This window comes from Ancylomarina sp. YFZ004 (assembly GCF_054254355.1).
Window position 1 is genome coordinate 409,728 of record NZ_JBTCHQ010000004.1, and the last position, 25,394, is coordinate 435,121.

Consider the following 25,394-nt stretch of genomic DNA (forward strand, 5'->3'; position numbering starts at 1 on the left):
CAAGAGTCAACTATTTATTCATCAATAAATTAGAAAAAATGAGAATCAGTACAACGTATTTGTGTATCCCTGTGTTGGCTATTTTTATCTTTGCCTGCACAGCTAAAGAAACGAAAGTGGAAAAGCCTCCAAAAATTGCTCTCGAAGATTTTTTCAAAAATCCATTAAAGACTTCTTATCGTATTTCACCAGAAGGAACCAAGTTTTCGTACCGAGCTCCTTTTGAAGATCGTATGAATATCTTTATTCAGGAAATTGGAAGTCAGGAAGCCGTTCAGATAACTTTTGAAAAGGATAGAGATATTTCAGGCTATTTTTGGGCTAACGATAATCGTATTCTCTATTTGAAGGATAGTGGTGGTGATGAAAACTTTAAATTATATGGTGTTGATATAGACGGAAAGAATCAAGTTTGTTTTACTGATTTCGATAAGGTTACCACAAATATAATTGATCGTTTGGATGCTATTCCTAATGAGATTATTATTTCAATGAATAAAAGAGATCCTAGAGCTTTTGATCCTTATCGTTTGAATATTGTAACAGGTGAGCTAACGATGCTTTATGAAAACCCTGGAAATATTACAGGTTGGATGACGGATCATGAAGGTAAATTACGTATTGCCACAGCAGTTACTGATATGGTAAATGCAACTGTACTTTATCGCGAGACGGAAAAAGATGAGTTTAAGCCAATTATTACGACTAGTTTTAAAGAGAACATGTCGCCTCAGTTTTTCACCTTTGATAATAAGAAATTGTACGCCAGCTCTAATCTTGGCAGAGATAAAGCTGAGATTGTTATTTTCGATCCTGCTACAGGTAAAGAGACTGAAACCTTATTTGCTAATGATATGGTTGATGTAGAAGGCTTGTCATATTCAAGGAAGCGAAAAGTTTTGACTAAGGCTACCTATACAACAGACATGGTTAAGTTTAAATTTTTCGATAAGGAAAGTGAGGACATGTATAATCGTGTGAAAAAGGAACTGTCTGCATATGATTGTTACTTCACCAGCTCCAATAGGAATGAAGATAAGTTTTTAGTTCGTACTTACAGCGATAGATCCCTCGGAGCTTATTATATCTATGATAAAAACACAGATGAATTAAAATTGATTTCCGAAGTGAGTCCATGGATGAATGAGTTACATATGGCAGCTATGAAGCCAATTAAATACACCAGCAGAGACGGAAAGACCATTCATGGTTATTTGACTCTTCCTGTAGGTGTTGATGCTAAAAATCTTCCTATGGTTGTTAACCCTCATGGAGGACCATGGGCGAGAGATCGTTGGGGATTTAATCCAGAGATTCAATTCCTGGCCAATCGTGGCTATGCTGTACTTCAGATGAACTTCAGAGGATCTACTGGCTATGGCCGTGATTTTTGGGAATGTTCATTTAAGAAGTGGGGACTGGAGATGCAGGATGATATCACTGATGCTGTACAGTGGGCAATTGCTGAAGGCTATGCCGATAAAGATCGTGTTGCTATTTATGGTGGAAGTTATGGTGGTTATGCCACTTTAGCTGGTTTGGCATTTACGCCTGACCTGTACAAATGTGGTGTTGATTATGTCGGTGTGAGTAATATGTTTACTTTCATGAATAGTCTGCCTCCATATTGGGAGCCATACCGCCAGATGCTTTATGAAATGGCTGGCGATCCAGTTAAAGACAGTCTAATGCTTGCTAAAGTGTCTCCTGCTCTTCATGCGGATAAAATTAAGGCACCTTTGTTTGTTGCACAGGGAGCTAACGATCCACGTGTTAATTTGGCCGAATCTGATCAAATGGTTGCAGCCATGAAAGCTCGCGGAATAAATGTGGAGTATATGGTAAAGGACAATGAAGGTCACGGTTTTAGAAATCTAGAAAATCGTTATGATTTTTATAGAACGATGGAGAAATTCTTAGATGCTAATATGATGCCTAAAGAATAAGATAAGTAGGCTAAAATATAAATGCCCAAACTTTTAAGTTTGGGCATTTTTATATCATACAATTTTAACAGATGTCTATTTTCCTAATAATACAGAAAACGTTTGATTTTATGGGTAGCCGTTTTCTGAAAGGGATCTACCTGAGCAACTACCAGTTGAAGCTGTGAAAATTTGTTAACTCTGGTGTTAACGTAAACTTGTAATTCTTCCAATAATTCATCCACTTGTAGATCAACGTAATCTTCGACTTCTCGCTTAAGGTGCTTGTATTGTTGCTCTAATTCCTCATAATTAAAATAAACCATTGCGACTAGCTTGCCTTTTTTCTCTACCACAACAGATTCAACCACATGTTTAAAATTGTTGATAAGTGATTCAATTGCTTCTGGATAGATGTTTTCACCACCGGCACCAACAATAATGTTTTTTAGACGACTTTTGAAATAGAGGTAATTGTTCTGATCCATCTTTGCCAAATCACCTGTTTTAAACCAACCATCTTCGGTAAGCACTTCTTTTGTCTTCTCGGGATCTTTGTAATAGCCCATCATCACATTGTCACCTTTTGCCCATACCTCTCCAATTTGAGTAATAGGATCCGGATTATTGATTTTCAATTGAACACCCTGTAAGGCGGATCCTGTAGATTTTAATTTTGAGAGTGAAGGTCCGACACCAGCCAATAGGGGCGCTGTTTCGGTTAGTCCATAACCAATGGCATAAGGGAATTTAGCTTCGTGTAAAAATAATTCCACATGGTCGTTCAGTTTCGCACCTCCAATACCAAAGAAAGTCAGTTCCCCTCCAAAGGTTTCCATCAGTTTCTTTCCTGCAATGGCATTCAGTTTTTTGCGGAAAAATGGAATTTTGTACAGAAACCTAGTGATGGCTTTACTATTAATAGAAGGCAAAATCTTACTTTTGTAAATTTTTTCAATAATTAGTGGAACCGAAAACATGATAGTTGGTTTCACCTCTTTTAATGCAGCTATCAATAAGGAAGGCACTGGTGCTTTTCCTAAATAGTAAACGCATGACCCGCAGATCATAGGGATTACAAAACCCAAAGTGTTTTCGTAGGTATGCGACAAGGGTAAGATGGATAGAAAACGATCGGTTTCATCGATAGGATGTATCATCCGTGCACGGGTGGCATTGGAACAAATGTTCTTATGCGAAAGCATCACACCTTTGGAGCTACCTGTTGTTCCCGAAGTGTAAATAATGGCAGCCATATCATCCTCATGTACTTTATATGATTTTTCAGCTTGAGAAGATAAATCAAATTGTGCAGAGATCTTAGTCTGATTGACTATTTCAAAACTTTCAATTCCAATAGTGAATTGTAAGGTGTCAATATTGATCGTGTCTAATTTAGACGCTAAGCCTTTTGAAACAAAAATAGCTTTAGCCTCGGAATGCTGTAAAATATTTTCAATCTCGAATACCGTAAAATCAGGTAGAATAGGAACAACAACTGCTCCGATAAAAGTCGTTGCGTAATAAGCAATACCCCAATTTGGCATATTGGTACTTAAAATTGCAACTTTATCACCAGCTTGAATGCCTAGCTTCTCGTAGAATGCTATTAGAGCTTTGATATTGGCATCAAGTTCATTGTATGTAATAGGTGCTTGACCAACAAGAGCCATCGCATTTGAAGATCCAAATTTCGCTACAGTTTCCGAAAAAATTGAAGGAAATGTTAAGTTTTTATAATGTGTCATCATTGTCAGTTTAAGGCGTGTTTGTATAGCTATTTAGGCCATGAAATCACAAACACAAAGTGCAATTTACTTAAAATCTGAGACTCATCCTTATTTTACTTTAAATGCTTTGGAGTTGCTATGCTTCTAAGTCCAAATATTTAGAATGTAAAATTCCCTAATATCTTATACGATATGACTTTCCAAACGTTTCATGAAATTGAGTTTAGTCATAATTTGATTATGGAAATAAATCAATAAATCGATCTTATTTTAATATATTTATTGACTTCTTGTAAAATTAGATTCATTAGATATATGATTGTTAATTCAGTATTTCATTTTAAAACTTGTTTTTTATTAAATTTCAAATCCTATGAAACGTCGACATTTTCTTTCATTAACAGCTCTGGGAACAAGTTTGGTCTCCGGTTTAGGCTTGCATACATGCCTAGCAAATCCTATTGATGAAAAATTAGTCACTCAAGACTTCTTTTCTGAATTCCTTTATAATGAAATGAGTCTGCTTGAATTGCAGGAGATGATGCAGACGGGTAAACTAAGCTCTGAAGAATTACTTGGGGCTTATCTCAATAGAATTGATCATATTGATAAAAAAGGACCCGCTATTAATTCTGTTATAGAGATTAATAAGGAGGCTTTACAATTAGCCCGTTTGTTAGATGAAGAACGAAAGGCAGGTCTAGTGCGAGGTCCTCTTCATGGTATACCTATTATGCTAAAGGATAATATTGATACCGCTGATAAGATGATGACATGCGCTGGCTCTCTGGCTTTGGAAGGTAATTTTGCTGAAGAAGACGCTTTTGTGGTACAGCAGTTAAGAAATGCAGGGGCTATTATACTGGGGAAAACGAATTTAAGTGAGTGGGCCAATTTCCGAAGCACACGTTCTTCAAGTGGTTGGAGTGGGCGAGGAGGACAGACCCATAATCCTTATGTTTTAGATCGCTCTCCCTGTGGATCGAGCTCAGGTTCTGCTGTAGCTGTTGCAGCTAATTTATGTGTGGCAGCCTTGGGAACTGAAACGGACGGATCGGTTGTTTGTCCTTCGGGAATAAATGGAGTTGTTGGGATTAAGCCGAGCCTGGGTTTGGTGAGTCGAACAGGTATCATTCCCATTGCTCATTCACAGGATACGGCTGGCCCCATAGCTAAGACAGTAGAGGATGCAGCAATATTACTAACAGTTATGCTGGGACAAGATGAGAATGACTCAATTACAATGAATCTTAATAATAATCCTATTGATTATGCAGAAGGACTGCATGCTGATGCACTTAAAGGTGCCAGAATTGGCGTCGTTAGAGAATTCTTTGGATTCCATACTGAGGTTGATAATGTGATGGAGAAAGCGCTTGAGGATTTAAAAGAAGCTGGAGCTGAATTGATAGATGTTCAACTGGAAAATATCAATCGATATGGAGATGAGGAATATGAGGTTCTTCTTTATGAATTTAAAGATGGTTTGAATAAGTATTTAGCTAAATGTAAAGGTTTAAAAGTAAATTCTTTAGAAGATGTTATTAAGTTTAATCAAGAAAATAAGGAGCTTGAGATGCCTTGGTTCGATCAAGAGATCATGCATATGGCACAGCAGAAAGGGGACTTGAATGATAAGGCATATATAAGTGCATTAAAGAAATGTAAAGAGCTAGCAGGGAAAAAGGGAATTGATGCAACGCTCAAAAAGTATAAGCTGGATGTCTTAGTTGCTCCTACCAACGGTCCAGCCTGGAATATCGATTTGGTAAATGGAGATCATTTTGGCGGAGGAAGTTCTGCTCCTGCTGCTGTATCAGGTTATCCTAATATCACCGTGCCTGCAGGTTATATTCACGCTTTACCTGTCGGTTTATCCTTCTTTGCAGAAGCTTTTTCTGAGCAGAAAATTATTCGTTACGCTTATGCATATGAACAGTTAAGTAAGCATAGAAAAGCACCTGAGTTTTATACTTCACCTAGCTTATAAAGATGAATCATTAGTTTAAACGTAAGCAGTTTCAAGTATTTACTCCGGTTGAAGCCTCTGTTGGATTGAATTAAGACGCTATTTTTTTATATTAGAGAGTGGGGTCACCTTAATTGATCACACCTTCTTTTATTCCGAAATCTTTCTCTATTCTTTTCTGGTAATTGGTGCTCGAAATAATCAGTATATAGTCATTCAATTCTATTTTAACACCTTGTGAAGGGTTTTTTAGTAGGACGCGTTGATTGTTCACCATCTTTGTGACGCCTATTAGTACGGTATCATAATCTTTTTTTAAGCCTATGAATGCATCCATATAGTCCATATTCAGGAATGGATTGCTTACAGTGACTTTATATTCATTCATGTCAAAATCATCCTCATTTACCGAGGTTTCTATCAAATCTTCAGTAAAAGCGGCAACATCAGGCTCAAAAATGTAGCTGGCTACCATCTTTGATGTGATATCATTTTTTGAAATGACATGATTGACCCCTACCGATTGAAAGGTTTCTTTTAATTCTGATGTTTGCAGGGCAACAACTGTATTAACATCATGATACTTTTTAAGATTGATTAGATATATCAGGGATTTTGTATCGTCAGGAAAGTTTACAAATACCGAATTGGATTCAGTAATATTAACCTTTGCAAGAGCTTCTGTATTTTGATAATCCGCAAGAAGAGCAAAAACCTGGTTCTCAGAATAGAGATCCTTAACCAGCTCCAAATCACTCATGTTATTTGTTACAACTGCAACTTTGGAATGGGCATTTACAATTTGATCGGTTACATTCTTGGCAAAATCATCCCAGCCGATAATCACAAAGTGGTTGGTGAAATCCGTTCCGAAAAATCCTCTTTTTTTCTTTTCCATACGATTCTGTATAACAGTTGTAAAATTACCAATTAATAAACCCAGTACACCCAGGCTGCTGAAAATAACGACCAAACCCATTATTTTACCTATAGCCGTTACGGGATAGAAATCACCATAGCCAACAGTGGTCAAAGTAACGACAGAATACCACAGGCCATCCGCAAAGCTCTTGATATTGGCATTCGGATCTCCTTTTTCAACCTGAACCAGCCCAATGATTAAAATGAGGTATAATACGGTGAATAACCAGTAAGATCTGCCTGTGGAAAATTTAAAGTTCATCTGCTTAAACTATTGTTTTGTATTTAACTTGCAATTTATGCTATTTCTGATGCTTTACCATTCTTTAATGTTGCGAAAGCGATCAGGATTCCAGCGATCGCCCCAAACAAATGTCCTTCCCATGAAATCCCAAAGCGTCCGGGGAATACGCCCCAAACAAGACTGCCATAAAAGACGATAACTAGTACGCTTATTAGGAGTGACTTAATATCTTTTTTTAGGATGCCTGCTGTGATAAGGAAAGCAGCCAGACTATATATTAAACCACTGATTCCTATATGCGACGCACTTCTGCCAAAAATCCAGACCAGAAGACCGCCAATTATTACGGATCCTATAATCACCCCAAATGCCTGCTTGTTATAAAAAGTAAATAAGACAAGTAGGAGGATGAATAAGGGAACTGTATTCGATATCAAATGATAATAATTGCCATGTATCAATGGAGCCAAGCCAATTCCGATAAGTCCACTAAAGGTTCGTGGAATAATACCAAACTGCCCCAAGTCAAGTGGTAACAAGGTATCCATGACTTTTACCAGCCATAAAAACAGTATAAATATGAGAATATTCGTAATCCTTTTCTGCATGAGTTTCTTTTTTCAATTAGGAGATTCGATGTCAGTGCTCCGTTGCGATACTAATTAAGCAATCATGTCTTTTTCAAATTTTTCTTTAAATGCCTTTCTAAACTTTTCATTCATTTCTTTGTTGCAACCTGTTAATTCGATATAGGTTTTTTTATCGCTAATGAATGTGTGTATGGCCAAATGGCTTTCGGACAGTAACCATAGACATGTGTAGCCTCCGTTTGGGAAAACATACTCCATGAAATTAAGAACGTGATAGCCCGAAAAAGTAAGAAGCTCGTTAAATTCTTTTTTCAATTCGTCAGGATCCGTAATGGAGATCCATTGCTGAAAATTATAGACGACGGCTTTTACCTCTTTATTTTCCACTCTTATATTATCTGGTTCTTTCATTTAAATATCTGTTTTACGATTCATTAAACAGTCAGGAATTTAATACATTTCCCAAGTCCCATTTAAATAATATTTGTACAATACCGGATTGTGAATTTCATTGACTTCAACTTCCGAACTTTTATTTTTGAAAAAGTCTTTTCCGAAGGAGGTTATTAAACTCATGGCTTCGTGGTTGATCCATTTTGTTTCTATTGAGTCAAATTTAAGACTTTGAAGTTCAGCTTTTAGATTTTTCGGTGATATATTTTTGGCACCCAGCACCCATCCCCATTCTCCAAGTGTGACGACTTGATTATGCATAGGTGTAGTTGAAAATCCTGCTTTTTTCAATGTTTTGTTAATGCAATTATAGGCATTCGAAGCAAAGTATGGACTTCCGGCTTGTGTGACGATTACCCCGTATTTTTTTAAATGTTTGTAGCATTTGCTATAAAATTCATAGGAGTAGAGTCTGCTCAGTTCAATGGTTTTAGGATCAGGTAAATCGATGATAATCACATCGTACATTTCACGAGTATTCTCTATAAAATGATAACCATCCGTATTAATTGTACTGACTTTATCGTTATCAAATGCATTTTGATTAATCTTAGTCATAATAGCATTATTCTTACCCAGATTAGTCATGGCTGGATCCAAATCGACCAGTGTGATTTTTTGTACTTCTGGGTATTTGAGTATTTCGCGAACAGCACATCCATCACCACCACCAAGAATAAGAATGTTGTGAGGTGTTTTTGTTAAACTCAATGCAGGATGAACTAAGGGTTCATGATACATTTCCTCATCAAAAGAACTTAACTGTTGGTTACCATTAATAAATAACCAATAATCATTTTTCCATTGAGTAATTACAATTTTTTGATACTTGCTTTGTTCGGTATAAACCACTTTATCCTTATACTTTTTTTGCTCTCCATATTTAATAATGGGTTGTGCCACAAAAAAAGCAGATAATAAGACCACACATAAAACTGAGGCGATTGAGGTGATGCGAATTTTCAGTTTGACTTCAATTCGTTTCCATAGAACAAAGAGCAAACCAATGGCTACTGAAAAATTAACCAAGCCCAGAACAATAGGCGTATAGGTTAAGCCTAGATAGGGGAGACCTACAAAAGCAAAAAAGATACCACCCATCAGACTGCCATAATAGTCGTTTTCTAAAACTGATGATATATTTACTCTCAAGACCTGAAATTCATTATTGAGACGCATCACAAGAGGAATTTCCATGCCTATCATGAGACCAATAAGAATGCTTAAGCCATAAATTGCCACACCTGTGTAAACGGACCATGCCGAGATGGTATAGGCAGCCAGTGAAGAAAAACAGACGAGAAAGGAGAGTGCAAATTCAATGAAAATAAATTTCTCCAACAAGTTAGTTTTAAAACTCCTGCTGATTCGGCTACCAAGCCCCATTGCGAAAAGCATGATGGACATGATCATAGTCCATTGCATAACAGAATCGCCTAAAAAATAGGTGGCAAGTGTTGACAGAATATATTCTGCCACAATTCCTGATAAACCGGTGGCAAAAATGGCTATCCTTAAAATATTGGATTTGATATTCATTTGGCTTGATACTTGTAGGATTTCATTAAACCCAAAATAATCTAATTGGAATTCTGACCGACTTAAATTATTCTTATAATGAAAATAGAACCTTATTCTTTAGTTGTTAAGAAGAATAAGGTTCAGACTATATTATATGTTTTGATTTTGTTTTAGATACACCAGGTGATCAGTACTGAGCCCCCTATGTATGCAAAAGCCTCGATAAGGGCAACGCCCACATTTGGCTTTTCTTGATTGACAAGTTCATCTGTTATCTTTCTACCAGGTAGTAAAACCTTGTCTGCTAAAAAGCGAACAACTGGAAGTAAAAGCAAGCCAATGACCAAATCAAAACCGATATTGGTAAATGATTCACTCCAACTTATAAAATCGCCTGAAACTGCAAATCGCACTAAATTGGCAATGGCAATTAGTATTCCTGAAAAGGCAACACCCACAGCTACATTATCCTTTTCAATCTCATCGGATACATTATACGATAATGTGAGGTTATAGATAATTGAAGTTGCAATTAATACTAGCTGACCTACTGCCCAGAAAACGACAGCAGTTAAAATGCCATGCTCAATACTAGTACTTTCACCAGAGACTGCACCAAATATAATTAAACCTGAAGCAATTGAAACAGCAGCTTCTACAGCTCCTGTACCTTCGTTGCGATCCTCAATAATTTCTTTATAAACGGAAAATCGACGAAGAATAACCTTATCGCATATGATAATTGATAGGTTTAATAAAACAATGGATATACCACCATAAATCCCCATATCAATAAAATCAGCCACAATACCATTAGATGGACCTACAATTGAACTACCGATGGCAAACAATAAACCGATCAGGTAACCCGTGTGTGCTATAGAGAATGCAAAATTATCCTTCTCAACTAGTTCTGATTTAACATCAATCTTCTTATGAATAAGGTCGTAAACGAGTTTCCCAATATAAAACATGACAAAAGCACCGAATACGTAACTGACTGATTCAGAAATAGCAATAATCATGTTGTTTTCTAATAAATCTTTCATCTTAAATTTTATTAAATAATTAATAGATTATTTACCAAATCCTCCACCACGAGAGCGGCTACTTGATTTGCTGTATCGTGAACTACTTCTGGTACGTTTTGTAGAGGTGCTTCTTGTTACACGACTTTTACTAGCTGTGGCACTTTTGCTCACCTTACTTCTGACGCGGGATTTAAAATCAGTAGGCTTACTGTTCCATGACGATTTTGTATTGGCTTTTGAATAGTTACTATTTGTTCCATACATGTTTCTACCATTGGAGCTTGGACCATAATACGACCTGCCTCTACCATAGTAATTCGAATGGTAATTGTTCCAATACGAATAGCGTATAGGGAACATGGTCATGCGAAACATACTCGACATAAAAGCATATTTACCATAGTATTCCCAGAAACGATTCCCATCACGTTCTTTCCATTGACCGTATTTTTCATTGCCAACGAAATTTGTATAGCCTGCAGGGGCAACAGCCTTCTTAACAATACCATCCTTTTTTGAGGCAATTTCCATCCCCATATTTTCGGTATTGGCATCAAAAAAGATATTGCTAACAGCAATCCAATCTGTTTTTTTTGTGTAGACAGAATCGGGTCTTTCAATCAGAATCTGATACTGATGTTTGTACTTGTCGCTGCCTTCTTCATAATCCATATCAAAAAGAATTACTGAGAAGTTTTTCTCGGCAGATAGATCTCTGATCAGGATATCAACAGGTGATTTTTCGTACTTTGCTTTTTGTGCTCTGCTCGTACTTTGCTGATTTTGATTCGACTTGTCATCGCATCCTTTAAATGTGATATAAAGGAAAATAAAAGCTACAACCAGGATAAGTATTGTTTTTCCGTTTTGCATAAGGCTATTCTTGTTTATGTGGGAATATATTTGATATTTCGTATTCCTTAATTATCTTTCCGTAAGAGGCATCAAACTTTCTTTCGCCCCATTGTTCTATACTCAAGACAAACTCTCCACTTTTATCGATATAATCCCAGGAGATGAATTCAACCCAATTGTCTTTGTCTTCAGACCAGTCATTAAAAAAACCTGGGTTCTCTTCTTCCATCATGAATGTCTTTCCTTGAAATTCAATTTTGCTGGGAGGGGTTTCATGTTTTACGATATAGTCTGGCAAGTCTTCACCAATATTCACAAGTCGTTCTTTCTGGCTTATCGTAATAACAAGTTCATCATCGCGATCAATATTAAGGAATAAAGCTTCCTTATCGTTCTCAATTTTGAATTCCTTGGTGAAATAGTTATCACCCCAGTCATATTCATATACCCCTTTTACAATCCAGGTAGAAAGATCGTAATCGAATATAAAGTTTTTGTTTAAATCATACACCCGAATATCAGTTGCATCATATTCCGGTTTCTTTTTCCTAAATCTATCAAAAATGCCCATATGGCTTTATGAATTGTTAATTATATGATTAAATGAATAACAAAAATAAAGAAAGAAACCTGCAATAAAAATATTTACAGGCTCTTTCAATAATTTATTTATTGATATTCATTTTTCTTTTCATTTCTTCCAATGCATTCGAAGATTTCACATCCGATTCATTAAGAACTGAATCCAATTCGTCGTCAAGTGACTTGTTTGCGTTCGCCATTTCGCCATAAGCTTCAGCAAGTTCCTCGTCGCGAGCTACTTTGTCTTTCATTTTTTCCAACATCGAAATTGTGCTACCACTATCAATTCCCGACATCGACTTGTTGATTTTCTTAGTTGCTTCGCTTACTTTCGCCCTAGCCTTGAGCGTTTTAAGCTCATTTTCGTAATGCGTAATTTTGGACTTAAGCCCCTGGATATTGCTGTCAAGTTGCTTAATACTACCTTCCAGTTTTTGAAGATCACCTTTTGTTCTTTCAGCATTGCTGTCAGAATCAGTTTTACGTGAAAGAGCTTCACCTGCAAGTCTGTCAGCTTCAGAAGCATCAAGTCCGCCATCCTGAGCTTTTTTCAAAATTAGCATGGCTTTTTGCTCGTAATTTTGCGACTGGTTTACATAGTCATTGATTTCGCGTTTTGAGCGAATGGCTAAGGCTTTAACTTCTGCAAAAGCTTGAAGGCTTTCATCCAAATTCTTTTTTAAATCTCTAATGCCTTGTTCGGTAAGCTTTATTGGATCTTCCAATTTATCTACTACGCTGTGAGCTTCTGCTTGTCCTATTTTGAATAATCTGTTAAAAATTCCCATTTTATTTTAGTTTTAAAATTTTGATACAATTAGTTTTTTGAAATTGAGATGAGTTCATTGGCATTCTCACTTAAGAAAGCCTCAAACGAATTTAATGTTCCTTGAAGTTCATTTAAATCCAAATTCTCAAGTTGTAGAGTGTCTCTTAAGATCACTTTTTTGCCCGTTTCATCAATTGAAATAGCACCATGGATAATCTCACGGTTCATTTGAAGAAATCTTCTGAATGTCTCTTCATTTCCATTCAGCAAATCAAATAAGTGAAGCTCAATTATAAGAATAGGAGCTTCGCAATCCACAATTAGGTTTGAGATGCCTGCATCCTGATTTTCGATGACGATTAATTCTTCGCTAGTGTTTTCCGAAATGATACTGTATTCCAGATCCAGTAGATAGTTTTTTACTTTGTTAAAATTGTTTTCCATTTTATTGATAATTTAATAGAGTGTTGTTTATTTTAATCAGATTCTGATATTCGATTGTACAAGTCATTTATTAACAGTTCCATCTTTCTTATTCTTTCCGATTCTGTCTGATTGATGACCGGACTGTTGGATATGTGTTTTACTACAGGTAATAAATAATCAAGTTCTTTTTCAGCTATTGCTACAGGAGCTTTATCCGATGAAACAAGCAAGAACTCGTTCTCCTTAATTCGTTTTATTTCACCAATGCCAAGTGTGTTTTTAGTCTTTACAAAAAATAATCTGCCTGGCACGTTTAATTCGTTGTTCAGTTCAAATTCTGTTTGAACAATAATAATGTCATTTAAACCAATATATTTCGGCAAATGTCCAAAGACATTCTTTTCTACATTAATTGCAATCTGTTTATCATTTAAACCAGGTAGGTTTATCTGACATTCAGACCTAGATGTTGCATGTTCCAATGTTTTTAGCAATATGTCATTGGATGAGATAAGTGATATCTCTTTTGTGAGCTGTTTTTTACCCTTTATCTTTTTAATACCTTTATTATTGTCAATAATCTCGTCTGGTAAATGGAAGTTATAGAGTTCATTAACAGTTATTTCTCTATTTACCAGACTGTCAACAGAAATGTTAAAATACTTAGCTATTTTAATAATGATTTCAAGCTTGGGCTCAGCGCGCTCTTCTTCGTAAGAGCCAATGCTTGAGCGTTTAAGTCCAAACATTTCTGCGAAAGCCACCTGACTCAGCTTTTTAATTGATCTTATTTTTTTTATGTTTTTACCGAAGTGCATAGTCTGTTTGCTAATTATATTAGCAAATTAATAAAACATTTCGCACAATTGCTAATAATATTGTCATTTATTCCAATTTTATTTTAATTTTGTCAATGAAGTATTGCATTTGTTTTGAGAATGACTACATGTTGAATACTTTTAATTAGTAGATTGATAGTCTAGTAGTTTGCGTTTTCTGGAGTTTTAGCGAGTGTTGTTAGCCCAATCCTCTGGTCTTTAAGCTCTTTCATTCTAAGAAGGATGAGTCATAAACAATAAATAATTTCAATTACTCTTTAGCAGAGCTTGCTTTTTTTTTATAATTTGCATTTAATTGAGCTGTGCCGTATTTTAGTAAAAACATATATAAATGAATAATTAGATGAAAAAAAACTTCCTTAAAGTTAAAAGCTACTTGTTGGATCTTAGCTGTAATATTGTGTTTGAGAATGAGAATGATGGGATATTTATTATTAATAATGAAGAGAATGGTATTTCAAATTTAGTTCTCGGCTGTGCTGATCCTCTTCTTATTATGGAACAATTTCTGTTCGAATTGAAGCATGATAATATGGATGTTTTTAAGAGTTTGCTGATTAAGAACAGGGATATTGTACACGGTGCTCTTGTACTTGATGAAAATGGATCCAAAGTAATTTTCAGGGATACACTTCAGATTGAAAACCTGGATCTTAACGAACTTGAAGGCTCTTTAAATGCACTTACACTATTATTAAGTGAATACACTGACGAGATTATTAAATTCTCTAAAATGTAATTTCAGTTTTTGGAAGAAGAGTAATATGACTTAACTGATTGGTGCTTTTTTCACGAATCTTAAATGTTTGTTTCTCAGATTATATAGAATAGATAAAATTGGAACTATGAAAGGCATACAAGATTATTACCCCGATCATTTTGGCCAATGTTATGGTTGTGGCCGATTGAATGAACATGGTTATCAATTGAAAACCGTTTGGGATGGAAATGAAACGCTTAGTCGATTCACACCTGCTGAATTTCATACGGCAATTCCTGGATCAGTTTATGGTGGGCTCTTGGCTTCACTTATTGATTGTCATGGGACAGGTTCTGCCGCTTTGGCTTTGGCTAAAGAAAAAGGTGTTGAACTGAAAGAATATAATGCACCTCGTTGTGTGACAGGATCACTTCAAGTCTCATACAAAAAACCGACACCTATAGATAGTGATCTTGAAATAAGAGGTGTGATTAAGGAAATAAAAGGGAAGAAAGTAACTGTGGATATTTGCTTACTTTCAAAAGGCGAAATTTGTGTGACGGGTGAGGTAATAGCCATTCAAGTTCCTGATGATTTTGGAAAATAAAAGATTGATATGAAAAGAGGCCTCACATGTTTGTGAGGCCTCTTTGTTTTTTATTAACAGTTGCGAATGTATCAAATATAACTAATCCGTTGGAGGAAGCATATCATCAGTTGCTTTTCGAATTGTTTTATATTTAGAGCTAATATGTGGAGTGATAAATATTCTGTCAATATTTTCCCACCAATTTAAATCTTTGGTAAACGGTATTGGGTCACCAAAACTGCTTAAAGCGCTCTTTACATCAAGTGTAGGAATTAGAGATGATACCACGTAATTAATTTTTTCAGATAAATGATCTTCTCTAATCCTGCCGAGTTGCCCCCATTCCACAATAAAATATTCGGTTTTCTCTGTAACAGCCACTCCTCTATCGAAATCGAGATAATATTTCATTGCAAATTCTTCAAAAATCATGGCAAAATCTTCACGATCTGTGGAGTAATTATAATCGTCATTAGAAAAATCATTTATAAATTCAGAAACGATATCGGCAGGTGATAATTTTTTTAATTTTTTAGTAATGGCTTTACCTTGATATCTAACATTTCCGACCTCTTTGAGTATTTCAGATTGCAAAGGAAAGTTTTTCGTCATTTTATTAGATAGTAAAGAGTGTTCATAGTCCCTAATATATCCCTCTTTAGGTACATCTGTTATATTTATTGCTGAAATATAATCATTTGCATGTGCCAACTCATGAGCGAGTAAATTAAAACCGATATTTCGCATTTCTTCTTTGGTTCTTTCTGAAGGATACAGATATTCTCCTTTACGGTAATATGTATATGGCATTACAAACTGAAAATCTTTCCCATAATCATTTCTGTAATCTTTTTTTGTTGGTATAGTAGCTCTCTCTTCGGCATTGATATAGAACCTATATGGATCAAGATATATAGCTGCCGTTGATGGCCAATAAAAGGAAGGTTTAAGATCTCTTGTTATTACAATGGCAGTAATCGGTTTAAAAAGTTGTAAAAAACTTGAAGGTATTGATTCTAATACATACCTAAAATTTGATGCCATCCAATCATCAGATACGATGAGTCTTTCCATAATATCATCTACTGTAATGACCTCATGAATTTGTCCCAATAGGGGTAATTCTTGAAGATTAGGGTAGGTTTCATCAAAAGGTGCACGATATAAGTTATAAAGAGATTCTGCATATGTGTTGTCGTCAACGGCTCCATAAACAGGTATTTCACCAGAATAATGTTTTGCTATAATTTCTTCTACAGATGGTTCAGGAGCAGGGTCACTGTTATCTTTTTGACAAGCCGTTAATGTGAGAACACCTAGTAGGAACAAAGACAAGTGTAGGTTTTTCATTTTTCAGAAATTTAGATTAGGGTTTAGAGCTGAGATAGAAGTACGATTTAAAGTCTGGGATTAATTTGAAATAAATACTTATGTTGTATTGTTGCATAATGCAAGAATGATGCCAGAGTTAATATTATGATGTTATTGCTTGAGGTAGTTGGTTTAGCAGCTGTCAACTAACAATTGAATAAAAAGCATGAAATGAGAAGAGGCCTTACAATTTGTAAGGCCTCTTCTCATTTATGCGTCAATAGTTTACTTTATTTTGGGTTTTGCTTTTCTGAATATATATTTCCCCGGTAATATAACGGTTAGCAGTCGCTTGCCAATTAGTCCTAAGATGACTGCCAATGCTAAACCTGCTAAGCTAATTAAAAGGAATATTGCTTTCTGACCTTCTATGTTCTTCATAAAGAAAAGTGCCACAGAAACTCCAATAATAAGCACACCAAAGATGAGTTTATTTCGAAGCAAGGGTGGCTTCAAGCTTTTAAATCGGGTTATACCATCAATTATACCGGTAATAAATGCCAATAGCATAGTAAGAGGAAGTAGGGCTATGCAAAAATGAATGACAATAGCGGATTCTTCATGGTAGAAGTTGGGGAAAACAATCTGCTTGAGTAAAAGAAGTGGAATTAGTGCCATAAAGGTTTGTGAGAGATGTATGGCAATTGGATGAAGATCTAAATTAAGTACGAATAATCGATTTAGAGAAACTTTTTCTCTGTAGGGTTCAAATACCTTATGCGGTAATCCGCAGGCTGGACAAACATCGCCAAGCTTATCTTTTTCCATTACGTATCCACAGGGACGACAACGAACTAGTTCTTTCATAATAAGTGATTTTTGTTTACAAGCTTAAGGTATAGTAATTTGTTTAATAATAGAAAGATAATAGGTAGTAAATGAGCATATAAGCTTTGTTTGTAGAGTAGTCGCTTGATTATGCTTAATTTTAAATATGATGGACATATTCTTGTTTTAAAGGTCAATTCTTTAAGTTTACGGTCTAACTATTAACCTATAACCCTATTAAGGAGTCGAATTATGTCTGAAAACAATGTGAATGCCATATTACTTTTTACCTGTGCAGACCAAGATGGTATTGTTGCTAAAATATCTCAGTTTATTTACAATGGAGGTGGGAATATTATCGATTTAGATGAACATGTGAATCAAAATCAGAAATTCTTTTCCATTAGAGTCGTTTGGAGTATGAAAAATTTTTCCATCCCTGCATCACAACTGCATGATGCTTTTGATGTCATAGGAAAAGAATTTAATGCCCATTGGCGAATTGAATTTTCAGAAAACAAACTACGATTAGCCATATTTGTTTCTAAATATGACCACTGTCTTCAAGAGATTCTTTGGCGTTATAAGATGAATGAGTATGATGTTGAAATTCCACTTATCATTTCGAATCATCCCGATTTACAAGAACTTGCTGAAGCTAATGGGATACCCTTTCATGTTTTTCCAATAACAAAAGAAAATAAGCAGGAACAAGAAGCCAGAGAAATTGCTCTGATGAAAGAGAATAATATTGATTTAATTGTACTGGCAAGATACATGCAAGTGCTAACACCTGAGTTTATTCAGGAATATCGGAATAAGATTATTAATATTCATCATTCTTTTTTGCCTGGCTTTGTTGGTGGGAATCCTTACAAACAGGCCTATGAACGTGGTGTTAAGATAATAGGCGCTACCAGCCATTATGTGACTGAAAAACTTGATGAGGGGCCTATTATAGAGCAAGATATTATGAGAATTACGCATAAGGATACCATTAAAGATCTGATTCGAAAAGGTCGTGATTTAGAAAGGACAGTGCTTGCTCGTGCGCTTCTTTATAAAGCAGAGCATCGTATTATTGTCGATGGTAAGAGAACGATTGTTTTCAACTAAAGGATTACAAACAGTATAGGGGGTATCGACCGACTGGAAGATTGTATCTCATATGAGTCTGTAATAGTAGATTAAGTAAGACCTGTGGCTTTGCTTGCTCATTTTTGTTAAATCAAGTTATAATCTTGATAAAAAAAATATCTTTCACCCTTATAAATCTTTAACTTTATAAGAACTAAGGATTTTTATAAGTCAACTCGTTTTAATTGAAATTTAGATGAAAAAAGCGATTATAATTGGTGCAACATCAGGTATTGGTAAGGAACTTGTCAAATTATTGATTAGTAACAATTATAAAGTTGGTTTAACAGGCTTACATACAAATGGCATTGAGAAATTAGGACTTAATAATCCAGAACATTTGGAACTCAGATATTTTGATTGCACTAAAGAAAGTAGTTCTGAAAAGATAACAGAATTAGTCGCCTCACTGGGTGGATTGGATTTATTAATTTTTAGTGCAGGCATTGGTCATTTGAATGATAATCCAGGCTTCGAAGTTGAAAACCAAGCAAATAAATTAAATGTATTGGCTTTTACTGAAATAGCTGAATGGTCTTATCGTTTTTTCGAAAATCAGGGTAAGGGGCATTTTGCGGCTATCAGTTCAATTGCTGGATTGCGTGGATATAGGGTTTCTCCAGCCTATCATGCTGCAAAATCCTATCAAATAAGTTATTTAGAAGCCTTAAAACAAAAAGCCTACCGATCAGGAAAACCCATTTATATTACGGATATACGTCCAGGCTTTGTTGAAACAGAAATGTCAGCAGGGAAAGAACAATTTTGGGTAACGAGTAAAGAAAAAGCGGCTAAGCAAATATTTATGCTCATAAAAAGGAGAAAGGGAATGGGCTATATTTCCAGGCGTTGGCAAATAATAGCCATTATAATGAAGTTATTACCTCGTTGGATTCACAGAAGGATGTGATTAATTCTATCATCTTCCATTCGCTTGAGACATCATGTTTAACTTTGGGGAGATTTGTATCTCCATAGGTTTTGCATATTTTCTATTGATAATAGAAGCAAAGTATAACTCTTACGTAAATTTTTAACAGCCTGACACTTGTTTATGGCTTGCAAATTTCATTTTATTGCACTGCCAACTTCCAATATCACATTTGTTTATTTCAGCATGCAAAACTACTTATTTATGTTTATATTCAAATATGTAAAATAAATTATGTATGTTAATTATTCTTTAGTGATTTGAATGAAATATTTAACTCAGTATTGAGTTGTATTTTCACAAATAAATCAATAACGTTCTATTTACAAGCTATTTGTGCGAAATTTTTTCATATGGCAGTAGTGTAAAAAACACATTTGAGCTTTTTTAATAATCTTAATGTTTGGTTATTTCTCTTTATATGTTAACTTAGCTACCGTTAAATAGATTAGTAATGTTAAGTAATGTTTTTTTCGTTCCGGAGCGAAAAAGAACTTTCAAAAAAACAATTATTCAAAAACAACAAAATGAAAAATCTAATTAAAATTTCTGCCATTGCAATCGCAATGTTTGGATTCGCAGCTAACTCTTTTGCAGACGGTGACGCAGTTGATAACAGAAAGGCTACAGTTAAAGCTAGTGCAACTATCGTAACACCACTTAGCATTACTGGTACTGCTATGTCATTTGGTAATATTGCTGTACAGTCAGATCTCGGTGGAACTGTTATATTGTCAACTGAAGGTGAGCGAACAACAGGAGAAAATGGTGGTGTATCATTACCTGCAACAATAGGTGATGTGAAAGCGTCTGTTTTTAATGTAATAGGGGAAGGTACTTACGTTTATACTATTACTATGCCAACCGCTGATTGTGTTCTTACTGGAGATGATGATAAAAAAAGTGAAATGACTATTAATCAGACCGACTTCACATGTAGCATTAAGCCTGCCGAAGGTAAATTAACAGCTGGTAAACAGGAATTCAAAGTTGGGGCTACTTTGAATGTTTCTGCAGCACAGCCTGCTGGGACTTATACAAGTGAAACAGGTTTCACGGTAACAGTGCATTATAACTAGTAAAACCATTCATCAGGTGAAAATGCAGCTATGTGCCGCGTTTTTCCCTGATGAGTTTTTAGAACAATAAAGTTTAGCTTGTTCCCACAATAAAATAATTATGAGAGTAGTAGGATACTTACAGACAGCAATAGCTTTCAAAAAGGCAATGCTTTTTTCTTTTTTTCTTTTTGGCTGCATGGCATTGTCTATCTTTTCTTCTGGAAAAGTGATGGCACAAGGCAATCTGCTGATTACTCCAAGAAGAGTGGTTTTTGAGGGAAAGAAAAGAATACAGGAATTGAACCTGGCCAATACGGGAAAGGATACCGCAACTTACAATATTTCCTTCAAGCAAATAAGGATGACGGAAGGTGGGCAATTTGAGGATATCACTGAGCCAGACCAAGGGCAGAATTTTGCCAGCCCATACCTTCGTTTTTTTCCACGTCGGGTGACTCTTGCTCCCAACGAGGCTCAGCTAGTGAAAATGCAGCTCACCAAGACCAGTCAATTACAGTCGGGGGAATACCGTTCTCATATTTATTTCAGGAGTGTGCCTCGAAAAAAACCACTTGGTGAGAAGCAAGCTAAGGCTACAGGGCTGTCTGTGAGTGTGAAGCCTATTTTTGGTATTACCATTCCAGTGATTATCCACAGAGGAGAATCTACTGCTCATGTGAACTGTTCAGATTTAAAACTTGAAAAAGGAAAGGATCTAGTTCCTAGCCTCAAACTAAAGTTAAACCGGACAGGGAATATGTCGGTTTATGGAGATATTCGAGTTGATTATATCTCGCAAGAAGGGAAGCGTAGCCAAGTTGGGCTTGTAAAAGGTCTTGCTGTTTATTCTCCGACTGCCTCCAGAACTTATTGCCTCAAACTTGAAACACGGGCTGGTGTAGATTATACCAAAGGGAAACTACATTTGGTATACAGCAGGCAAAAAGCCGATAAAGGAGGCATTCTTTGTGAAGAAGATTTGCAATTAGACTAATCAGTTATACTTGAGATGATTATTATGAATATCGGTTTTAAAATAAATGGGTGGTGTCGTCTTATTTGTCTGGGCATATTCTTCCTCTTTAATGCTTTGCCATTATCAGCTCAAAAGAACAAGGGAGATGGACATGATAAGATAAATCCAAACACAAACTCAAAAATAGTAGTTGAAAAAAAACGGGATATATGTTTTGGAACATTCTCTGTATGGGGTGATGGGGGAATAGTAAGTATTTCGCCAGATGGAGAGCCAGACTACCCTACTGGAATCACACAAATAAATAAGGGTGATGCTCCCCAACCTGCTGTTTTCGTGGTGAGCGCTAAAAGGCCTTTTAAAAAGAGCCTTCCAATTAGTATTTTGAGAGGGAAAAAAAGTAAATTGACAGGAAGTAATGATGGTTCCATTTCTGTTGGGGTAGGAGATTTATCTATAATTAGTAGGTCTACAAGTGGGAATGGGAAAGATAAGATATATGAAATAAAAGTTAGTGTTGGTGGATCTTTAATAGTTGAGGGTTCTAAGGCTAATCCTCCCGGAACATATATAGGCGAATTAGATTTTGTTTTCCAGAAGAATTAAGCAGACAAAGTTTTTATGGCAGTTAAAATATTTTTTGTCAGTTCTTTAATGTTAAGAGCTAGGCTGGCTTGTGCTTTAAGGATACTTATCGCTTGTTTTTTTATACTATCCACTTGTACTGTCTTTGGTCAGGCAGAACTTTTGTACGATGAGATCCCAGTTACATTTAATGTTCAAGAAATAGGTAGCATCGAGATGCCTGCTGCAATTTTAGGTCAACAAGCCTATCTCTCAATTACTGATGTTTTCGATTTCCTCAAGATTAAGAATACGCCTGCTGCTCAGTTTGAGTCAGTAAAAGGTTTTATTATAAATGAAGAGGCGGATTTTCTTGTGGATGCCAAAAATTACCAAATTCAATACCAGGGAAAACGCTTTGATCTGCAGCCCGGAGATTTGATTCGAACCGCAAGCAATTTGTATTTGAATATCGACTATTTCGGGAAGGTGTTTGCTTTAAACTGCAGATTTAGTTTTCGCAGCCTATCGGTAAAAATGACAACCGAGCTCGAACTGCCTGTCATTCGTCTACTCCGTACGGAAGCCATGCGTAAAAATAGAGCTAACCTGAAAGGTGAGCTTATCCCGGACACCATAATTAAGCGAGACTTCTCCTTATTTAAATTTGGAACGGCCGATTGGTCCATTGTTGCCAATCAGGAACTAAATGGTGAGAGTAGTGAAGACTTGCATCTGGCTCTGGGAGCTTTGATTGCGGGTGGTGAAGCCGATTTAAGCCTCAATTATAGCCCAAATTCAGATTTCTCTCTGGCTAATCAGTATTATCAATGGCGCTATGTTAATAATAAGTTTAAGCCTTTGAGGCAGATTAGAGCAGGGAAAATATCCAGTCAATCTATTTCTTCAATTTACTCATCCGTAGTAGGTGTGGATTTAACCAATACAGCCACAACGCAACGTCGATCTTTTGGTTCCTATACACTGAGTGATTTTACCGAAGCCAATTGGATTGTAGAACTCTATGTGAATAATAGAATGGTTGATTATGTGAAAGCCGATGCTTCAGGCTTTTATTCTTTCGACGTGCCCCTAATGTATGGGAATACCGAATTAAAACTACGTTTTTATGGTCCTTGGGGTGAAGAGCGAACCAAGGAGGAGAACATTAATATTCCTTTAAATTTTCTTCCAAAAAATGAATTTGAATACAGCCTACAAGCTGGAATCCTTGAAGGTGGTGAGCAGGGCCAGTTTACAAGGGCTAAATTTAATTATGGTATCAGTCGCTCTTTTACTTTGGGTGGGGGTGTGGAATATTTGTCAACTCAAGCTTCTGGAGTAAGTATCCCTTTTGTTAATCTATCCCTTAAGATTGCTTCAAGTTTATTGTTTTCGGGTGACTATAACCATGGGGTAAATTCTGTTTGCAGACTCAGTTATCAGGGGGCTTCTAATTTAGATTTGGTTTTGGATTATACGCGCTATGTCAAAGATCAGATTGCAATCAACACGAATACGATCGAGGAGCGAAGACTAAGCCTGTCGCTCCCTATCCAAACTCAGAATTTCTCAATCTACTCTCGCCTCTCATTAAATCAGATGATTTATCCCTCGGGTAAAAGCACCCGGGCTGATATGATGTTTTCAGGATATGTTTGGGGTGTCAACATGAATTTGAATACCAATGCCATGTTTTATGATGGTTCTAAGCTTAATGTTTCCAGTAATCTTTCAATGGCTTTCAGGTTGCCATCTGCTTATACTTTTTCACCCCGTCTGCAATATAATTATTCTCAGAACGAGTTGGTATCCGTGAGCACTACTCTTCAGAAAACCTTGTTTAAAAAAGCTTACCTGAATATTTCATATAATTATAATTTTCCAAGTCAGTCTAGCTCAGCACAAATTGGCTTGCGTTATGATTTTTCTTTTGGGAGTACCTCAGTTTCTGCTAGTCGTAGTAGTAATAATACAAGTTTTACTCAGTCGGCTCGGGGTAGTCTCATGTACGATCGTTCAACAAACTATTTAGGCACAAGTAAGCGCAGTACAGTCGGTAAGGGAGGCATCATCTTCCTGCCTTTTCTTGATTATAATTGCAATGGTCATCAGGATAAAGGTGAGCCAAAGGCCTGGGGATTAAAACTCAGGATTAGGGGCTGTTACCAGCTTAGTATGGATAGAGATACGATTATTCGTGCCGCTAATATGGAGCCTTATAAAAAACATACAGTTAAAATTGATCCCAACAGTTTCGATAATATTGGCTGGAAAATAAAAAAACAGATTTTAAGTGTTGAAGTCACGCCTAATCAGTTTAAACGGGTTGAGATTCCTGTTTCAGTTGTTGGGGAAGTGGCAGGAACTGTTTATCATCGCGAAGGTGATAAACAGAAAGGAATCGGACGTGTTATAGTCAACCTTTATAATAGCGACTCAAAGCGTATTGCTTACACCCTAAGCGAATTTGATGGTTATTTCAGCTATCTGGGATTGCCATCTGGTGAGTATACCGCTCGCATTGATAGTGCTCAATTACGAAAATTAGATCTGATGGCGATACCTGCTGCTTTGCCATTTACGATTAAACGTACCCAGGAAGGGGATTATGTCGATGGCCTTGAGTTGGTGCTACAAAGCCCTGCACGTGATACATCTTCGAGTATTGTAAGTCTTGAGGAAGAAAATGTGCTTGCCACCAAAAATACTGATGCCAAAGAAAAAGCAGCTTGTTTGATACAGGTGGGTGAGTTTGAGACTAAGGCTCGTGCTATTGCGACTCAAAAGAAACTTAAAGAAGCTTTAGACTGTTCAGCCGTGATCGTTTTTGAAGACGATAACTTTAAGCTTCTAATCGGTGGGTTTGAAAGCAGAAAGGAAGCCGGCTTATTGACTCCCCAATTGCTTGCTATGGGCTATTCTGATGCGATTATTGTTCTTAATGATGCGTATGGTGACATAAATAAATCAAGACTTACGAATAGAGGTGTGTTTGCTGTTCAGCTAGGTGCCTTTGCGAAGCAATCTAATGCTTTGGCTTTACAATCTCGTTTAGCTGCAATTTATAATAAGAAAGTAGTGGTTGATTATGAAAAGGGCTTGTATAAAGTCCGATTTAGCCCTTTTTATGGGCGTAAGGAAGCAAGACGTTTTATGTTGAAACTGTTGGATCAGGGATTCTCCGAATTGTTTATTGTACCTGTTGAGCATGAATTGTCCTTTTAGTTGGGGCCTTGTTAAGCTCAATAGTTAGGTGCGGTTTTTTTAATTTTTATAATGTGTTTGTTTTGAATTTGCGGTGTTTCTATCAATGTCCCGATTATAAGCAGTTTGTAAATTAGTCTCATGTCTTAAGTCTCATATCTCACGATCTATTGATAACTGTAATTATTTAATTAAGTTCTTTCTTTGTAAAATAAATGATTTAGTAGCTTTGAGG

General features: G+C 36.1%; 23 protein-coding genes. 10 read left to right on the top strand and 13 right to left on the bottom strand.

Features of this window, described 5'->3' with window-relative positions; all coding sequences use genetic code 11:
* Positions 1-38 precede the first annotated feature (38 nt).
* Positions 39-1,946: a prolyl oligopeptidase family serine peptidase gene (locus ACXR6G_RS09355; RefSeq protein WP_458361158.1), complete on the top strand. Its 1,908-nt coding sequence runs from the start codon at positions 39-41 to the stop codon at positions 1,944-1,946.
* An 83-nt stretch (positions 1,947-2,029) separates the two neighbouring features.
* On the opposite strand, the gene ACXR6G_RS09360 is transcribed toward ACXR6G_RS09355, so the two are convergent.
* Positions 2,030-3,673 (bottom strand): AMP-binding protein, encoded by a 1,644-nt coding sequence (locus ACXR6G_RS09360; protein ID WP_458361159.1) that lies wholly within the window; start codon positions 3,671-3,673, stop codon positions 2,030-2,032.
* A gap of 355 nt (positions 3,674-4,028) precedes the next feature.
* Between ACXR6G_RS09360 and ACXR6G_RS09365 the strand changes: the two genes are divergently transcribed.
* Positions 4,029-5,645, top strand: coding sequence for an amidase (locus tag ACXR6G_RS09365; RefSeq protein ID WP_458361160.1), 1,617 nt, complete (start codon positions 4,029-4,031; stop codon positions 5,643-5,645).
* A 109-nt stretch (positions 5,646-5,754) separates the two neighbouring features.
* On the opposite strand, the gene ACXR6G_RS09370 is transcribed toward ACXR6G_RS09365, so the two are convergent.
* The 10 genes from ACXR6G_RS09370 to ACXR6G_RS09415 form a co-directional block, all read right to left on the bottom strand.
* Positions 5,755-6,807, bottom strand: a complete 1,053-nt coding sequence (locus tag ACXR6G_RS09370) for a potassium channel family protein (protein WP_458361161.1) — start codon at positions 6,805-6,807, stop codon at positions 5,755-5,757.
* Positions 6,808-6,842: 35 nt separating this feature from the next.
* The gene (locus ACXR6G_RS09375) at positions 6,843-7,397 is read right to left on the bottom strand and encodes a rhomboid family intramembrane serine protease (RefSeq protein WP_458361162.1); all 555 of its coding nucleotides are present in this window, start codon (positions 7,395-7,397) and stop codon (positions 6,843-6,845) included.
* A 54-nt stretch (positions 7,398-7,451) separates the two neighbouring features.
* Complete coding sequence (locus tag ACXR6G_RS09380) at positions 7,452-7,790, bottom strand: S-adenosylmethionine decarboxylase (RefSeq protein ID WP_458361163.1); 339 nt, start codon at positions 7,788-7,790, stop codon at positions 7,452-7,454.
* A 39-nt stretch (positions 7,791-7,829) separates the two neighbouring features.
* Positions 7,830-9,371, bottom strand: a complete 1,542-nt coding sequence (locus ACXR6G_RS09385) for a polyamine aminopropyltransferase (protein WP_458361164.1) — start codon at positions 9,369-9,371, stop codon at positions 7,830-7,832.
* 152 nt (positions 9,372-9,523) lie between these two features.
* Positions 9,524-10,402: a DUF350 domain-containing protein gene (locus tag ACXR6G_RS09390; protein WP_458361165.1), complete on the bottom strand. Its 879-nt coding sequence runs from the start codon at positions 10,400-10,402 to the stop codon at positions 9,524-9,526.
* A gap of 27 nt (positions 10,403-10,429) precedes the next feature.
* On the bottom strand, positions 10,430-11,257 hold the full coding sequence (locus ACXR6G_RS09395; protein WP_458361166.1) for a hypothetical protein: 828 nt from the start codon (positions 11,255-11,257) through the stop codon (positions 10,430-10,432).
* Positions 11,258-11,261: 4 nt separating this feature from the next.
* A complete protein-coding gene (locus ACXR6G_RS09400; RefSeq protein ID WP_458361167.1) occupies positions 11,262-11,810 on the bottom strand; it encodes a DUF4178 domain-containing protein in 549 nt (182 codons plus the stop codon).
* A gap of 94 nt (positions 11,811-11,904) precedes the next feature.
* A complete protein-coding gene (locus tag ACXR6G_RS09405; protein ID WP_458361168.1) occupies positions 11,905-12,609 on the bottom strand; it encodes a PspA/IM30 family protein in 705 nt (234 codons plus the stop codon).
* A 29-nt stretch (positions 12,610-12,638) separates the two neighbouring features.
* Complete coding sequence (locus ACXR6G_RS09410; RefSeq protein ID WP_458361169.1) at positions 12,639-13,034, bottom strand: hypothetical protein; 396 nt, start codon at positions 13,032-13,034, stop codon at positions 12,639-12,641.
* 32 nt (positions 13,035-13,066) lie between these two features.
* Complete coding sequence (locus tag ACXR6G_RS09415) at positions 13,067-13,834, bottom strand: helix-turn-helix domain-containing protein (protein WP_458361170.1); 768 nt, start codon at positions 13,832-13,834, stop codon at positions 13,067-13,069.
* A 364-nt stretch (positions 13,835-14,198) separates the two neighbouring features.
* Here ACXR6G_RS09415 and ACXR6G_RS09420 point away from each other — a divergent pair, with 364 nt between their 5' ends.
* Both ACXR6G_RS09420 and ACXR6G_RS09425 read left to right on the top strand, forming a co-directional pair.
* Complete coding sequence (locus ACXR6G_RS09420; protein ID WP_458361171.1) at positions 14,199-14,594, top strand: hypothetical protein; 396 nt, start codon at positions 14,199-14,201, stop codon at positions 14,592-14,594.
* A gap of 106 nt (positions 14,595-14,700) precedes the next feature.
* The gene (locus ACXR6G_RS09425) at positions 14,701-15,162 is read left to right on the top strand and encodes a PaaI family thioesterase (protein WP_458361172.1); all 462 of its coding nucleotides are present in this window, start codon (positions 14,701-14,703) and stop codon (positions 15,160-15,162) included.
* 81 nt (positions 15,163-15,243) lie between these two features.
* Here ACXR6G_RS09425 and ACXR6G_RS09430 read toward each other — a convergent pair whose 3' ends face one another.
* Positions 15,244-16,494 (bottom strand): hypothetical protein, encoded by a 1,251-nt coding sequence (locus ACXR6G_RS09430; protein WP_458361173.1) that lies wholly within the window; start codon positions 16,492-16,494, stop codon positions 15,244-15,246.
* Positions 16,495-16,740: 246 nt separating this feature from the next.
* The gene (locus ACXR6G_RS09435; RefSeq protein ID WP_458361174.1) at positions 16,741-17,322 is read right to left on the bottom strand and encodes a rubredoxin-like domain-containing protein; all 582 of its coding nucleotides are present in this window, start codon (positions 17,320-17,322) and stop codon (positions 16,741-16,743) included.
* Positions 17,323-17,535: 213 nt separating this feature from the next.
* Between ACXR6G_RS09435 and purU the strand changes: the two genes are divergently transcribed.
* From purU to ACXR6G_RS09465, 6 genes are all read left to right on the top strand, one after another.
* Positions 17,536-18,399, top strand: coding sequence for a formyltetrahydrofolate deformylase (gene purU / locus ACXR6G_RS09440; protein WP_458361175.1), 864 nt, complete (start codon positions 17,536-17,538; stop codon positions 18,397-18,399).
* A 217-nt stretch (positions 18,400-18,616) separates the two neighbouring features.
* Positions 18,617-19,330: an SDR family NAD(P)-dependent oxidoreductase gene (locus ACXR6G_RS09445; protein ID WP_458361176.1), complete on the top strand. Its 714-nt coding sequence runs from the start codon at positions 18,617-18,619 to the stop codon at positions 19,328-19,330.
* 548 nt (positions 19,331-19,878) lie between these two features.
* Positions 19,879-20,430 (top strand): DUF4402 domain-containing protein, encoded by a 552-nt coding sequence (locus ACXR6G_RS09450; protein WP_458361177.1) that lies wholly within the window; start codon positions 19,879-19,881, stop codon positions 20,428-20,430.
* A gap of 100 nt (positions 20,431-20,530) precedes the next feature.
* On the top strand, positions 20,531-21,406 hold the full coding sequence (locus ACXR6G_RS09455; RefSeq protein WP_458361178.1) for a fimbrial biogenesis chaperone: 876 nt from the start codon (positions 20,531-20,533) through the stop codon (positions 21,404-21,406).
* Between the two features lie 24 nt (positions 21,407-21,430).
* A complete protein-coding gene (locus ACXR6G_RS09460; protein ID WP_458361179.1) occupies positions 21,431-21,994 on the top strand; it encodes a DUF4402 domain-containing protein in 564 nt (187 codons plus the stop codon).
* 15 nt (positions 21,995-22,009) lie between these two features.
* Positions 22,010-25,180 carry an SPOR domain-containing protein gene (locus tag ACXR6G_RS09465; protein WP_458361180.1) on the top strand — a complete coding sequence of 1,057 codons (3,171 nt, stop codon included), beginning with the start codon at positions 22,010-22,012 and terminating at the stop codon, positions 25,178-25,180.
* Positions 25,181-25,394: the final 214 nt, after the last annotated feature.